We start from the raw sequence: 14,902 nt of genomic DNA on the forward strand, positions 1-14,902 counted from the left end.
TGAGGTGCGTTCAGTGGCAATCGCCACCGAATGCACCTCACTGTATTATTGATCTAGTCTGCATTGAAGATAAAGTGAGTTGAGAAGTGAAAATTGCATTAGGGGACTTCCGAAAAGCACTTTGGCATCTTCGCCAGGGTGGTCCACAGCAATTGCAGGAGTGGTACCAGCGCCGCAACTATGATTTGCGCATCGGGGGACAGCAGCGCTACTTGCGAACAGATGTTGAGAAATTGCTTGGACTGCAATTCCCACCGGTAGAATTTGAACCTTCAGAGGACCACGATGGAAAGTTAAACGTTGCCGTCATTCTTGATGATTTCAGCGCGAAAGCTTGGGCGCCTGAATGGAACTGCACCTTTATCACCCCCAGCTCATGGCAGGATGAACTTGAAACACGAGAATTTGATCTTCTCTTCGTGGAGTCGGCCTGGGCTGGAAACAACAAGTCTTGGCAGTACCACCTAACCGGTCCGTCGGCACCTCGACCAGCGTTTGTCGAGATGGTGGAAGCGTTTAAAGAACGATCTGTTCCAGCAGTTTTCTGGAATAAAGAAGACCCACCGCACTTCGCCGACTTCCTCGATTCTGCAAGGCTGTTCGATGTCGTTTTCACATCAGATTCCCGCAAAATTCCGGAATACCATGAAGCACTGGGCCATGAACGTGTCGCAGCGTTGAGCTTTGCAGCTCAGCCGAAGTTCCATAATCCGGTACGGACACTTAGCCAAGAACGCCGAGATGTAGCTTTCGCCGGAATGTATTTTGCGGACAAGTACCCCGAACGACAAGAACAGATGGAGATCGTGCTTGGCGGAGCCATGGATATCTCGCCAAAGCTCACTAGCGGGCTAGACATTTTCTCCCGGCAGCACGGCGGAGACGCGAAGTACCAGTTCCCGGCACCGTATGACCAGAATGTTGTCGGCTCGCTCGACTATGACAAGATGCTTTCTGCGTACAAGAACTACAACGTTTTTCTGAACGTCAACTCCGTGGTCGATTCGCCAAGCATGTGTGCCCGTCGAATATTCGAGATCACCGCCGCTGGCACTCCTGTGGTTTCGGCTCCAAGCGCAGCGATAGAGAATTTCTTCACGCCTTCAGAGGTACTTCAGGTATCCACCAGGGAACAAGCATCTAACTCGATTCGCAGCTTGGTTCGGAGCCCAGAACTTCGCCAGCGAATGGTCCATATGGGTCAGCGCAGGATCTGGAAGAACCATACTTATGCGCATCGTGCTCAACAGGTTGAACAATTCGTTGGGCTCCGTTCTGCTCACGGTCAGCCAATGTCCATGTCCTGCACTCCAAAGGTAAGTGCGATTGTTTCGACCATAAGGCCTCACCAGCTTCAGCATATATTCGAGACTGTAGGGAAACAGAAGGATGTTGAAGTTGAGCTCGTCCTCGTGGCTCATAAGTTCTCGGCCGCCACTGGACAACTGGCCGATATGGCATCAGCAGCTGGAGTAGCGAACTACCAACTGCTTGAGATGGGTGAAGAAAATACTTTGGGTGACTGCCTGAACGCCGCGGTGGCCATGGCCAACGGCGACTTCATCACCAAAATGGATGATGACGACCTATACGGGGAGTACTATCTCTTCGATCAAGTTTCAGCGCTTCGATACAGTGGCGCCTCGATAGTAGGCAAGCAGGCGCATTACATGTACCTCGCGGATTCAGATGCTACTTTGCTGAGATTTGCCGAACGTGAGCACCGCTTTACAAACCTCGTGATGGGTCCGACGATGCTTGGCCGCGCGCACGTTTTCCGCGAGACACCCTTTGATACACGTAACCGTGGCGAAGATACAAGATTCCTAAAAGACGTCATTGAACGTGGAGGAACCATTTATTCGAGTGACCGTTTCAACTTTACCCAGATGCGCGGGAATGATGGGCTAGCGCATACCTGGGATCTGAGTGATGCGGAGTTGACTGCAACTGGTAGTATTCAGTGGTTTGGACGCAATGATAAACATGTCTTTTTCTAGGAAAGTCTTATTGTGCAAATAGTACGAGGTAAATCAGGGGAGTGAAGAAGATGAAAGTTATGCTTCTGACTCACTCGTTCACGCCTGAGATCTCGCCACCTCAGCGACGCTGGTCAATTATTGCCGACGAACTGGGGCAATTGGGGCACGAAGTTACTGTAGTGACCCCGAAATCAAATCGGATTGCAACTAAACGGCAAAGTCGTCTTCTTGATAATCATTATTTGAAGCTGCAGCACTATCCATCAATGCGTCGTTCCAAAACGATGCTCGGAAAAGTATTGAAGCATGGCGTTGATGCAGTTCTGAGCGTCCCTGCTGCATTCCGAGGGCAAAAGCCTGACGTTATTATCGCAACTGTCCCAGCAATTCCAACGCTAATTGTTGGCTTCGTGGCCAGCCGTTTACGGGGTGTACCCTTAGTTGTCGACCTCCGGGATGCTTGGCCAGATTTGCTCAGTGAATCACAAGTTATCAAGTTCCGCTGGGTCGAGCCAGCTATTTCGAAGATCATCAGTTTCGTTGTGAATAAAAGCGATATGCTCGTCACGGTGACGTACGGCCTGGCGGGGAAGATGAAGCGAAATGGCGTGAAGAACGTCGCCACAATCACCAACGGCGTTGAAACCGAACGCGAAGATCTTACAGTTTCTCAACGCGAGATCGATGGCGAATTCCATATTCTCTATCTAGGGAACATTGGTCGGAGCCAGGGTCTGGAGACCGTTATCCGAGCGATGGAGTACGTACCAGAATTTGTACGTCTGCGCATTGTTGGCCAGGGTACTGAAAAGAGTAAATTGATGAGCCTAGCGATGGATCTTGGGCTTGATATTGACTTCCAAGACCCTGTCTACGGCCAGGAGGTACTGGAAAATTACTCGTGGGCGGATACATGCCTAGTTTCTCTGCGTCCTGACTGGCCGAGCTTTAATCACACAGTGCCTTCGAAACTCTATGAACTTCTTTACTTGAATCAGCACGTCAGCGGTTTGGTCAGAGGAGAAGCAGCGGAAATTATTCGTGATTCCGAGGCTGGGACTGTGATTGAACAAGATGTACCTTCCCTGGCCGCTTACATTAACAACTTGGTTGCGAACCCTGGAATTTTGCGGACCGATCGTCGCGGGACCGACTGGGTCAGGAAACATGGATCGCTACGTCAAGCCGGGCGGGAATATGCCGAACTACTAGCCACAGTCGTCGATGCGTACTCCAAGAGATAGAGCAGAACTTTTGAATCTAAAAGTCATTCCGAATGCAATCAACACCGGTAATTTGGTACTTTCCAACATTGCTGATGATCCTACTTATTTTGCGCTCCAAGTTGCTCGCCGCTTCAAGTCCAAGCCGGTTCTACGCTCGTTGATTATTACTCTTGGGAGTGATAAATCCAGCATTCGGCTACGCGCGCTCTCGGCCATGCTGAAGGATGACACTAGTGCCCTGCTCTCTGCCTGCAGAGAATGGTTAAGCTCCGACAGCAACCCAAGGCAGTCAGTATTCCTGGCTAACCTTTGCATTGCTTCCAATGAGTGGGAACTTGCAGAAGAATTACTCAATAGGGGCAAACCTTCCATCGCCCACGTACGTGCCAAGGCCCGTCTATTGTGGTCATTGGGCTGGATGACAGATGCCATTGAGCTGTTGCAGCAGAATCGCAGTGGCCGTCAACTTCGTCACTATGAATCAGAATTGGCATCCTTCAAGGGGGCAGAGCCCTGTCTTTCTCCGCTCCGTACCGCCGGTATATCGACTAGCGCGACTCGTTCTGTTCTTTACGTTGCTACCAATTCGTTGCCACACACTGGTAGCGGTTACGCACAACGAACTCATTCAATTCTCGCGTCATTAAGGGATGCAGGATGGGGAGTCAAAGGACTTACCCGTGTGAATTATCCCTTGAATATCGGCAAACTATCCGTCTTAGAAGCTGACGTGGTTTCTGGTATCGAATACCAGCGCTGCCTGCCTTTTCCAGCGAAGCATGACTTCACCGGAAGAATCCAGCAACAAGCTGAAGACCTACTGAGCAGAGTCCTTCAAGAGGCCCCTTCTGTACTTCACACGACGACAGATTTTTCTAACGCTCTAGCGGTTAAGTCCGTTGCAGAAGCGACCGGTATACCGTGGGTTTATGAAGTTCGCGGACAGCTGGCAGACACGTGGCTTTCTACGCGTCCCGAGCGCTCGAAAGATTCAGAACGATACCGACTATTCGTGGAACGCGAAGCGTTTGTAGCTCGGCATGCCGATCATGTCTTCACCTTGGGCGATGCCATGAAACGCAACCTGATTGACGCGGGCGTTGATGAATCAAAGATTTCAATATTACCGAACGGGATAGGGGAAAAGTTCCTAGAGGAACCCGTGCCCAGGGACCAAGCTCGTGCGCAGCTGGACCTCGATTCTGAAGCATTTTATGTGGGGACGGTTAGCAGCTTGGTCCCTTATGAGGGGCTTTCGACAGTTGTCCGTGCTGTTGCTGAACTTGCGAAGCAGCACAAGGAGTTACGTTTGTTGATCGTTGGCGATGGTACGGATCGCGAGAATCTGATCAGTCTTGCCAAAAGTCTAGGCATCGCCGCGCGTTGTGTTTTTCCTGGTCGCATTCCGCGGGAACAGTCGCATGTCTATCATGCTGCGTTGAACGCTTTCGTCGTGCCACGAATTGACTCTGCTGTCACTCGCTCGGTAACTCCGCTCAAACCAGTTGAAGCAATGGCATCGAACGTACCTGTCTTGGCATCCGATCTTCCTGCCCTGCAGGAGCTGATCACTGACGGTGAGAACGGTCACTTGATACCTGCGGGGGATGTGGCTGAGTGGGCCGAAAATATCGAAAAGTTGATTTTAAACCAAGGGGCAGCTGAACGCATGGGCAAGTCAGGGCGGGAATTCGTGCTTGCCAATAGAACTTGGGAGCAAAACGCGCTTAGCGTTGTCCAAGTTTACGAGCAAGTAATAAGTAAAGCTCCGTGACAATGAGGCTGTCGCTGAACTCAGTGATGGGATATGGTTTATAGGGCTAATCTTGCACTTCTTGTGCTTCAAGATCAGCTTGCAGGCCCTTTCGTAGGGAACATCGCTCGTACCAGAAGGAAAGTCACTTTAGTGAACAACATTAAAGAAGTCGCCGTAATCGGTTTGGGTTACATCGGATTGCCAACTGCTGCAATTCTTGCCTCGAAGGGCATCACCGTAAAAGGCGTCGATGTAACTCCTCGAACTGTAGAGGCAGTCAACAAGGGCGAGGTGCCGTTCGTAGAGCCGGCGTTGGGCGAATTCGTTTCCGCCGCGGTGACTGCAGGTACCTTGTCTGCAAGCTTCGATACTCCAGAAGCTGAAGCGTACATTGTTGCTGTGCCAACGCCGTTCAACGATGACTACACCGCTGACCTTTCATACATTGAGGCTGCAGCAGAGGGCATCGCTCCAAAGCTGAAGGGCGGCGAACTGGTTATCCTCGAGTCGACCTCGCCTCCAGGTGCAACCCAGCACCTCTTCGACTACCTGCTGAAGAAGCGTCCCGACCTGAACAAGGACAGCCTGCTTGTAGCACACTGCCCAGAGCGCGTACTTCCTGGCTACGTCATGGAAGAATTGGTCACCAATGACCGTATTGTCGGCGGTATCACCCCAGAAGCTGCAGAGAAGGCCAAGGCTCTTTACGAGACCTTCTGCCAGGCAGCTATCCTCACCACCGATGCTAAGACTGCTGAAATGGCAAAGCTGGTCGAGAATTCGTACCGCGACGTGAACATCGCCTTTGCTAACGAATTGTCGGTCATCTCCGACAAGCTGGGCATTGACGTTTGGGAACTGATCTCCCTGGCCAACCGCCACCCACGCGTAAACATTCTTCAGCCCGGTCCAGGTGTTGGCGGTCACTGCATCGCAGTTGATCCATGGTTCATTGTCTCGGCTGCTCCTGAAGAATCAAAGCTGATCCGCATGGCTCGTAACACCAACGATGCAAAGCCGAACTGGGTTATCGACAAGGTTGTAGAAGCTACCAAACTCCCATCCTTCAACGGCAAGGTAGCGGTCATGGGTTTGGCTTTCAAAGCGAACATTGACGACATGCGTGAATCGCCATCGATTGCGATCGCTCGCAAGTTGGCTGAAGCCAACCCAACCGTCGAGTTCCTTGCAGTGGAGCCACATGTAGAAGAATTGCCTAAGAATCTTGCGGGCATCGCCAACCTGAAGCTGGTTGCAACCGATGAAGCCCTAGAATCGGCAAGTGTAATTACTTTGCTGGTCGACCACGACCAGTTCAAGTCCGTACCAGCAACCGCGCTGGCCGGCAAGGAAGTTATCGACACTCGCGGTCTCTGGCGCTAGTTCTCCAAGCTGACAAGGTATATATCTATGAAGAAGATCATGCCGATCTATGGCACTCGTCCTGAGGCCATCAAGGTTGCGCCGATCGTCAAGGCTTTGAAAGAAGCTGACGAGTTTGAATGCGTTGTTGTCGTAACTGGACAGCACCGGGAAATGCTGGATCAGGTCAACGAGCTCTTTGGCATCACGCCGGACTATGACTTGGACGTCATTCAGCCGCGCCAGACCCTGAATGGTCTGCTTACTAAGACCATTGCTGGTCTTGACGAGATTTTCGAAAAGGAAAAGCCTGACGCTGTAGTGGTCCAGGGCGACACCACCACTTCGACGGCTGGCGCAATCGCTGCTTTCTACCGTGGTATCCCAGTGGTTCACGCTGAGGCTGGACTTCGGAGCTATGACATCTTCTCTCCATTCCCGGAGGAAGCTAACCGCAAGCTGACCAGCCAGATCGCCAGCCTGCATTTGGCTCCAACGTCGTTGAGCAAGCGTAACCTTGAGCGTGAAACGTTCAAGGGAAGTGACATCGTTATCACCGGTAACTCTGTCATTGACGCACTGCTGACTGTTGTCGAAAAGAAGGTTCCTTTCTCGGATCCCAAGTTGGAAGAATTGGTTTCTTCTGACAAGCGCATTGTTCTGGTGACGACGCACCGTCGTGAGAACCAAGGCGAACCAATGCGCGGCATCGGCCGTGCATTGGCAAAGCTCTCCAAGGCGGAACCAGATGTTGAATTCATCTTGCCGTTGCATCGCAACCCTGCGGTTCGCGAAGCGTTGCTTCCGGAAATCGATGGACTGCCTAACGTGACTTTGACCGAGCCGCTGGCTTACGGCGAATTCACTCGCATCATTGATGCTTCGACCGTCGTCTTGACCGATTCCGGTGGCGTCCAGGAAGAAGCTCCAAGCCTCGGCAAGCCTGTTCTGGTCATGCGCCTGAACACCGAGCGTCCTGAAGCTGTAACCGCGGGTACCGTACGCCTGATCGGCACCGATGAAAACCGCATCTTCGAATCGGTCACTGAGCTGTTGCATGATGAAGCGGCTTACAACGAAATGGCTAACGCTGTAAACCCTTACGGTGATGGCAGGGCTTCCGTACGTACCGTCGCTGCAATTGCAGAATTGCTTGGCGTAGGTTCGCGTATCGAGGAATTCGATTCCAGTCTGTCAGATCCAGAAGACATGATGCGGGCAACCAGCATCTAGTTCCGTTCAAAAGACCAGTTCAACACCAGTTGAACTGGTCTTTTCTGGTTTACACCGGAAAGAGTCATGCGATGCAGGCCCTTTCAATATGGTTTGCCTAGTTTTATCAGTACGATCGAATCATGATGAATCAAACTGCAATATTTATTGATGCCGGATTTCTGCTCTCACTAGGCGGTCATCGTGCCGCCGGAACGACCTTAAGATCAGCCTTTACAACCCATTACGAGGCGCTGGTACGCGGGATCGTGCAAACCGTAAAGAAGAATACGGGTCTTAATAACCTCCGCGTGTATTGGTATGACGCCTCGAAAGACGGGCTATTTACTGAGCAGCATAAGCGGATTGGCTTGATACCCGGCGTTAAAGTGCGCTTAGGTCGTATCTCTTATAACGGCGAGCAAAAAGGTGTGGACCTGAGACTGGCGCTGGACCTTGTAGGGGTTGCCCGTAATGGCTCGGCATCAATTGCTTACTTGGTCTCCGGCGATGACGACCTCGCCGAGGCCGTCGAAGAAGCGCAAGACTTGGGCATGAAAGTAGTGTTACTAGGCGTAGCGAAATCCGATAGCCGTCTTGGAGTAGCCTCGGTGGCTGAACACCTGGCTTTGACCGCTGACTACATTGAAATCGTTCCGAATCAACTATTGGATAGCGCATTCACCAAGGTTCTTGAATGGGACAAGAATCATTCTGAAAAGACGTCTCTAATTGCTAGTGCGTCTTTGGAGACAGAAGCAAAGCCAGCAGCGAAGCCATCGGTTCCTACTCCTGCCGTCATGGCTCAGAAGCCAGTTATCAGGCCAGCCGTTGAACCGGAAGCCGAACCTGTGGTGATCTACTCCAGTGGTGGTGAAGCTTCTGGCTATCAGGGTTCCGCGGCTTATGAGCAACAAGAGTTGAAGGTTGCAGAAGAGATCGGCGCAAAGGTTGCTGAATCCTGGCTTGCCTTCACGACACAGTCTGACGTAGTAGAACTCATTGCTGACAAGCCGCAGCTGCCACCCGAAATTGACAGGACTTTGCTCAAGGATTGCGCTCAAGTGCTTGGGGAATGGAAAACTGATCAGCAGATCATCCGCCGCACACTTCGTGGCGCCTTCTGGGAGTATTTGGGCAAGATCATGTGACGAGTCAGTACAATCTGGAAATCCGCTTTCCGACGCTAGCTAAGGTAAATTTATATCGTGACTTCTCAGCAGAAACCTTTTTACATCACCACGGCTATTTCTTACCCGAACGGTACCCCGCACATTGGGCATGCCTACGAGGTAGTGGCTACCGACGTTATGGCTCGATTCAAGCGCCTGGATGGTTTTGACGTCTTCTTCCTGACCGGCACCGACGAGCACGGCCAGAAGATGATGCAGACCGCAGAGAATCTTGGGGTCACGCCGGCTCAGCTGGCCCAGCGTAACTCGGATGCATTCCAGGCCATGAATGATGAGCTGGGTACAAGCTACGACCGCTTCATCCGTACCACTGATGCAGACCATCATGCGGCTGCGCAGGAACTCTGGCGCCGCATGGAAGCCAATGATGACATTTACTTGGATAAGTACGCAGGATGGTACTCGGTACGCGATGAGGCCTTCTACACCGAAGACCAGACGGAAGTGCGCAAGGACGGTATTCGTTATGCCGTTGAAACCGACACTGAAGTTACTTGGACTGAAGAAGAGTCCTACTTCTTCCGCTTATCCAAGTACCAGGACAAGTTGCTGGAGTACTACCAGAACAACTCTGAATTCGGCGCGCCACGTTCCCGCTTCAATGAAGTAGTACGGTTTGTCGAAGGCGGTCTGATGGACCTTTCGATCTCTCGAACGACCTTTGATTGGGGCATCCCGGTACCGGGCAACGAGAAGCATGTAATGTACGTCTGGGTAGACGCCCTGACCAATTACCTGACGGGCGTTGGATTCCCGGACGTTGAGTCTGCTTCTTTCCAGAAATACTGGCCGGCAGATGTCCACGTGATCGGCAAAGACATCTCGCGATTCCACGCGATCTACTGGCCAGCATTCTTGATGTCTGCAAAACTGCCATTGCCTAAGCGCGTCATGATCCATGGATTCCTGCATAATAACGGCGTGAAGATGTCCAAATCCCTGGGCAACACTGTTTCCCCAGATGATTTTGTGAACCGTTATGGCTTGGACCAGGTACGCTACTTCTTCTTGCGTGAAGTTCCGTTCGGTGCCGACGGCAGCTACAACCACGAGACCATCGTTGCCCGTATTAACGGTGACCTGGCCAATAACTTCGGCAACCTTGCACAGCGTTCACTTTCGATGGTCGCAAAGAACTGTGGGGGAGTAGTCCCGACCCCGGGCGAATTGCTGGAAGCTGATCAGCAGATTCTGGAAGCAGCCGGCAAGCTGCTGGAGATCAACCGAGATGCTTTCTCGCGTCAGGAATTCAGCAAGGCACTTGAATCCGTTTGGCACGTTCTGGGCGATACCAATGCCTACTTCGCTGAGCAGGAGCCATGGAAGCTGAAGAAGACCGATCCTGAGCGTATGGCTACTGTCTTGTACGTGACCATTGAGATTGTCCGCAAGGTGGCGTTGCTGCTTCAGCCAGTATTGCCGCAGGCCATGACTTCTATGCTCAATGCGTTGGCAGTTGGCGAAGGTTCGGCGCGAACCTTCGAGTCCTTTGATAGCGCTTTGGTCCCAGGCACTGAGCTCCCAGCTCCTTCTCCTGTGTTCCCACGTTACGAGGAAGAGAAGTAAGAATTTTCCTGAGAGGAAATTGAGGAGTTCTGCTTGATTCTGAATCCGAGCAGAACACCTCAATTTTTTTCATTCAGTCAGGGTGTGACGACTCCGGTCTGGTAGGCGATGACTACAGCCTGGACCCGGTCACGAGCTTCCAGTTTGGCCAGAATATGACCCACATGGGTTTTGACTGTAGCTTCTGACAGGAATAGTTTTTCTGCGATTTCCGGGTTGGAAAAACCTTCTGCAATCAGGCCAAACACTTCCCGCTCGCGAGGCGTCAGCGATTCAACCGCGGCAATCAGGTGATCCTTGTGCTGTGACGAGCTCTTCTTGAGCATTGGCGCCATGTGGTCCAGCAACCGTCGAGTGGTCGATGGCGCTATGACGGCATCTCCTCGATTGACGGTGCGTACTGACTCCAAGAGTTCTTCTGGGGGCGCATCCTTCAAAAGAAAGCCGCTGGCGCCGGCTTGAATGGCGCTTAGCGCATATTCGTCCATGTCGAAAGTCGTCAGCACGATGATCTTGGGACCATCAGCGGCCTTCTTATCTGGATCCAATAGGCGTTCGGTAGCTTCGATGCCGTCCATTTCCGGCATTCGCACGTCCATCAAGATGACATCCGCCTGAGCCATCAGTGGTGCAGCTAGTGCTTCACGGCCATTGCCAGCTTCAACAATGACTTCCATATCCTCTTGGGAATTAATGAGCATTCTGAAGCCACTGCGAACCAAGAGCTGATCATCGACCAAGCCGACCTTGATGGCATCTGTATTAGGCATTTGAATATTAGTCCTCGGTGTAAGGGATGAAAACATTAACGGCGAAACCGCCCCCGGTCCGGGGGAGTGCAGTGCAGGTACCTTCATATAAGGCTACGCGTTCTTTCATTCCCTGCAGACCTTGTCCTACGCCTTCCAGGACGATGGAACCGGCACCTCGCCCATCGTCGCTGACGCTCAAATTCAGGCCCCGGGAAGTCCACTCAATATGGACTTGGGTCTGTGTATCAGGACCAGCGTGCTTAATGACATTCGTGAGCGATTCTTGAACGCATCGATAGATTGTGAGCTCCGCGCCTGCCGGTAGTTCTTTCCGCGGGGTTCCAGAAGTTTCGAGATGGACATTCAGTCCGGACACGGCAACGCTTTCTACGAGTTCAGGTACGTTTGCCAATGACGGAAGAGGGCGATTCTCCAATTCCTCATCTTTGCGTAGAACTCCCAGAAGCCTGCGCATTTCTTTCAGTGAAGCGCGGCCAGTATCTGAAACTGTCTTCAGGGTCTCGATGGCAATCTCCGGGTCTTTCGCCGCCGCATATCGTGCCCCGTTAGCCTGGGTGATGATGACAGAGAGCGAATGGGCCACGATGTCATGCATCTCGCGGGCGATGTGGTTTCTCTCGTCGGAAGCTGCCAGGGCGCGCTCGGTGAGGCGTTCTTTCTCGAGGCGTTCGGCGTGATCCCTCAGGGACTTCATGGCCAGACGCCTCGTTCGCGCTAAGTCACCGAAGGTCCAAGAAAGGGTGACAACCAATGCAAGACCCACGAAAGAAATCATCATGTCGAAGGTGAAGACGGGGGATGGATCAGGCGAGTACCTTGAGGCGCCGAACATGCTGAACGTCGCCAACAACGCGCCAATCAGACCCAGCCCCAGCGTGCTGAATGACTGCCAGCGTTTCCCGTAGACAGCCATGGTATAAACCATGATTGGAACGGATACTTGCGAGAACATCATTAGCCCGTCAAAGCCCAGTTGCAATACATGCCCGGTGGCGACAACGAGGGTCGCTGCCCATGGGCAGCGACGCCGCACCATCAGCGGAGCTGACTGGAGAAGAGAAAGGCTCAGCACGGCGAGAACGGCGGCAACTGACATCGAAGAAGCGAGGCTGAGGGCGGCCGGTATGCAGAACAGCGTGTACAGCAGGCCGGTGATGAAATCTACCCGTCCGGGATTCTCGCGGATCCAACCGTCAATTCGACGGTGGGGATTGGCAAAGATCAAGAGTTCCTGCAATTCAACGTTTTAGTAGCTGTTGATCCGTATAGCGAAGCAAAGGATCTGTTTATCCAAGGTTATCGGCAATGAAGACGGCGATGCCTCATGCCCAGGGAGGAAATATGTCGGCGGAAACTCATCAAATCTCATTATTTGAGATGAACTCTCAAATGGCGGACGCTAGTCGATAGAATCTGTGCCATGGGAAATGTAATTGATATTGCGGTCATTCCGGGTGACGGTATTGGCCCAGAAGTTGTTGCCGAAGCGGTTAAGGTTCTGAAGTTCGTCACTAATGGTGGCAAGAACGAGATCAAGCTGACCGACTACAAGCTTGGTGCAGAGCATTGGCTGGCGACTGGCGAAACACTTCCGGATGCGACGCTGGAAGCTCTCAAGAAGCACGATGCCATTCTCTTCGGCGCTGTTGGCGCTGCCCCTGGAGATACGCGCATTCCGTCCGGAATTATCGAGCGCGAAATGCTCCTGAAGCTCCGCTTCTCGCTGGATCATTTCGTGAATCTGCGTCCGGCTAAGCTCTATCCTGGAATTGAGAGCCCCCTGGCTAACCCCGGTGAAATTGACTTCGTGGTGGTTCGCGAAGGTACCGAAGGCCCGTATGTAGGCAACGGCGGTTCGGTGCGCACGGGCACCGCGCATGAAATCGCTACCGAAGTATCGGTAAATACCGCCTATGGTGTGGAACGTGTTGTCCGCGACGCATTCCGCCGTGCATCAGAGCGTGAACGCAAGCGTGTCACCCTGGTGCACAAGCACAACGTGCTGGTGCACGCTGGGCATTTGTGGAAGCGCACTGTCGAAATGGTGGCGCAGGAATTCCCAGAGGTTACCCACGATTACCTGCACGTGGATGCGGCTACCATCTTCTTGACCACGGACCCATCGCGTTTCGACGTGATTGTCACTGACAACCTCTTTGGCGACATCCTCACCGACCAGGCCGGCGCCATTACCGGTGGTATTGGCCTGGCAGCCAGTGGCAACATCAATATGGACCGTACCTACCCATCGATGTTCGAGCCGGTTCATGGTTCGGCTCCGGATATTGCCGGCCAGCAGAAGGCAGACCCAACCGCGGCGATTCTGTCCGTGGCACTGATGCTTGATCACCTCGGGTTGGCTGAAGAAGCTCGCACAGTTGAGCAAGCTGTTGAAAAAGAGATCACTTCACGTCAAGAATTGACCGATAATCGCACCACAAGTGAAATTGGCGATGCAATTGTCGCGTTACTGGCATAAGCTGAAAGTGACGTTTCTGGTTAGCTGATAACCAGTAGCCAAATCCACGAACGGATGTTCCGCAGAGGCGTGGAGCATCCGTTCTTTGTTTATTGAACTAGGAAGTCCAGGGTAGATGGAATTCACCGAAAATCTCTCAACGAATCGCAAGAGCGAACAGGACCGAGCCGGCGTCTTGGCTAATCCTGGGTTCGGAGACTTCTTCACTGACCACACCGCAGTCATCGACTGGTCAGCAGACGATAGCGGCCGTAACGGTGAATGGCATGATGCTCGAATTGAGCCATACGGCCCTATCGCCATGGATCCGGCCGCCTCGGTCCTGCATTATGGCCAGGAAATCTTCGAAGGCCTGAAGGCCTACCGCCACGCCGATGGTTCGGTATGGACTTTCCGCCCGCAGGCCAACGCTGCCCGCATGAACAAGTCGGCTCAGCGCCTAGCACTTCCGCAGCTGGATGAAGACGTTTTCGTCGACTCGCTGCGCAAGCTGGTGGCAACGGATATCGATTGGGTTCCTACCGGGGACGGCGAAGCCCTGTACCTGCGTCCATTCATGATTGCTACCGAAGCATTCCTTGGTGTGCGTGCAGCGCGTGAGGTTTCCTACCGCGTCATCGCATCTCCAGCAGGCAATTACTTCGGTGGCGAACTCAAGCCAGTGGCTATTTGGGTATCGAAGAACTACGCACGAGCAGGCCGAGGCGGTACAGGTTCGGCTAAGTGCGGTGGCAACTACGCGGCCTCGCTCGTAGCCCAGCTGGAAGCTGAAGAAAACGGCTGCAAGCAGGTTCTGTTCCTTGACTCCTTCAATGACAATGCCGTTGAAGAGCTCGGGGGCATGAATGTCTTCTTCGTAACGAAGGACAACAAGCTGGTGACCCCAGCGTTGACCGGAACCATCCTTGAAGGCGTGACCCGTTCGTCGGTCATCCAGCTCGCGAAGGATCGCGGCATGGAGGTCGAAGAACGCAAGATCACCCTGGATGAGTGGCGTGAAGGCATCGCCTCAGGCGATATTGCCGAGGTCTTTGCTTGCGGTACAGCAGCGGTGATCACCCCAATCGGCCTGCTGAAGAACGGCGAAGAGCTCATTGGTGAGGAGAATGCTGCAGCCGGTGAGGTGACCATGTCCATTCGCGAAGAACTGCTGGGAATTCAGCGGGGTACCGTGGAAGACCGTCACGGTTGGCTGGAACGTTTGGCGTAAAGCTAGCTCAAAGTTGCTGGTCTCGAGACTTGTAGTCTCGGGACCAGTGACTCTTCTATGTCTGTCAAGCCGCAACCGGAACCTCTTCAATCATTTTTGAAGCACTGAAGATTCTGAAGATCCGACGGGCGAGATAGCGTTTG

11 protein-coding genes are annotated in these 14,902 nt (G+C 52.8%); 9 read left to right on the forward strand and 2 right to left on the reverse strand.

From position 1 onward, the window contains the following. The first annotated feature begins 86 nt into the window (after positions 1 to 86). From ACIOU9_RS16530 to metG, 7 genes are all read left to right on the forward strand, one after another. Entirely contained in the window at positions 87 to 2,000 is a 1,914-nt protein-coding gene (locus ACIOU9_RS16530) for a glycosyltransferase (RefSeq protein WP_402697606.1), read from the forward strand. Between the two features lie 50 nt (positions 2,001 to 2,050). Further along, positions 2,051 to 3,226 (forward strand): glycosyltransferase family 4 protein, encoded by a 1,176-nt coding sequence (locus ACIOU9_RS16535; RefSeq protein ID WP_286172294.1) that lies wholly within the window; start codon positions 2,051 to 2,053, stop codon positions 3,224 to 3,226. Then, entirely contained in the window at positions 3,207 to 4,982 is a 1,776-nt protein-coding gene (locus ACIOU9_RS16540; protein WP_402697608.1) for a glycosyltransferase family 4 protein, read from the forward strand. Before ACIOU9_RS16535 ends, ACIOU9_RS16540 begins: the two co-directional genes overlap by 20 nt. A 132-nt stretch (positions 4,983 to 5,114) precedes the next feature. Beyond that, complete coding sequence (wecC, locus tag ACIOU9_RS16545) at positions 5,115 to 6,347, forward strand: UDP-N-acetyl-D-mannosamine dehydrogenase (protein WP_133834664.1); 1,233 nt, start codon at positions 5,115 to 5,117, stop codon at positions 6,345 to 6,347. 27 nt (positions 6,348 to 6,374) lie between these two features. Then, complete coding sequence (gene wecB, locus ACIOU9_RS16550) at positions 6,375 to 7,559, forward strand: non-hydrolyzing UDP-N-acetylglucosamine 2-epimerase (protein WP_133834663.1); 1,185 nt, start codon at positions 6,375 to 6,377, stop codon at positions 7,557 to 7,559. Between the two features lie 122 nt (positions 7,560 to 7,681). Next, positions 7,682 to 8,689, forward strand: a complete 1,008-nt coding sequence (locus ACIOU9_RS16555) for an NYN domain-containing protein (protein ID WP_105659140.1) — start codon at positions 7,682 to 7,684, stop codon at positions 8,687 to 8,689. Positions 8,690 to 8,746: 57 nt separating this feature from the next. Further along, a complete protein-coding gene (metG, locus tag ACIOU9_RS16560; RefSeq protein ID WP_402697609.1) occupies positions 8,747 to 10,297 on the forward strand; it encodes a methionine--tRNA ligase in 1,551 nt (516 codons plus the stop codon). Between the two features lie 77 nt (positions 10,298 to 10,374). On the opposite strand, the gene ACIOU9_RS16565 is transcribed toward metG, so the two are convergent. Next, on the reverse strand, positions 10,375 to 11,067 hold the full coding sequence (locus tag ACIOU9_RS16565) for a response regulator transcription factor (protein WP_105659141.1): 693 nt from the start codon (positions 11,065 to 11,067) through the stop codon (positions 10,375 to 10,377). A 7-nt stretch (positions 11,068 to 11,074) separates the two neighbouring features. Beyond that, positions 11,075 to 12,307, reverse strand: a complete 1,233-nt coding sequence (locus tag ACIOU9_RS16570; protein ID WP_105659142.1) for a sensor histidine kinase — start codon at positions 12,305 to 12,307, stop codon at positions 11,075 to 11,077. A gap of 183 nt (positions 12,308 to 12,490) precedes the next feature. On the opposite strand from ACIOU9_RS16570, the gene ACIOU9_RS16575 reads away from it, so the two are divergent. Next, a complete protein-coding gene (locus ACIOU9_RS16575; RefSeq protein WP_105659143.1) occupies positions 12,491 to 13,549 on the forward strand; it encodes a 3-isopropylmalate dehydrogenase in 1,059 nt (352 codons plus the stop codon). Between the two features lie 115 nt (positions 13,550 to 13,664). Beyond that, positions 13,665 to 14,759, forward strand: coding sequence for a branched-chain amino acid aminotransferase (locus tag ACIOU9_RS16580; RefSeq protein ID WP_400288793.1), 1,095 nt, complete (start codon positions 13,665 to 13,667; stop codon positions 14,757 to 14,759). Positions 14,760 to 14,902 lie beyond the last annotated feature (143 nt).

It is taken from the genome of Glutamicibacter sp. NPDC087583 (assembly GCF_044743685.1).
Classification (GTDB): Bacteria; Actinomycetota; Actinomycetes; order Actinomycetales; family Micrococcaceae; genus Glutamicibacter.

Bases quoted from the DNA above. Each gene is read 5' to 3' on its own strand.
- ACIOU9_RS16535 (WP_286172294.1), top strand. From the start codon at position 2,051: ATGAAAGTTATGCTTCTGACTCACTCGTTCACGCCTGAGATCTCGCCA.
- ACIOU9_RS16540 (WP_402697608.1), top strand. From the start codon at position 3,207: ATGCGTACTCCAAGAGATAGAGCAGAACTTTTGAATCTAAAAGTCATT.
- wecB (WP_133834663.1), top strand. From the start codon at position 6,375: ATGAAGAAGATCATGCCGATCTATGGCACTCGTCCTGAGGCCATCAAG.
- ACIOU9_RS16555 (WP_105659140.1), top strand. From the start codon at position 7,682: ATGATGAATCAAACTGCAATATTTATTGATGCCGGATTTCTGCTCTCA.
- ACIOU9_RS16565 (WP_105659141.1), bottom strand. From the start codon at position 11,067: ATGCCTAATACAGATGCCATCAAGGTCGGCTTGGTCGATGATCAGCTC.
- ACIOU9_RS16575 (WP_105659143.1), top strand. From the start codon at position 12,491: ATGGGAAATGTAATTGATATTGCGGTCATTCCGGGTGACGGTATTGGC.
- ACIOU9_RS16580 (WP_400288793.1), top strand. From the start codon at position 13,665: ATGGAATTCACCGAAAATCTCTCAACGAATCGCAAGAGCGAACAGGAC.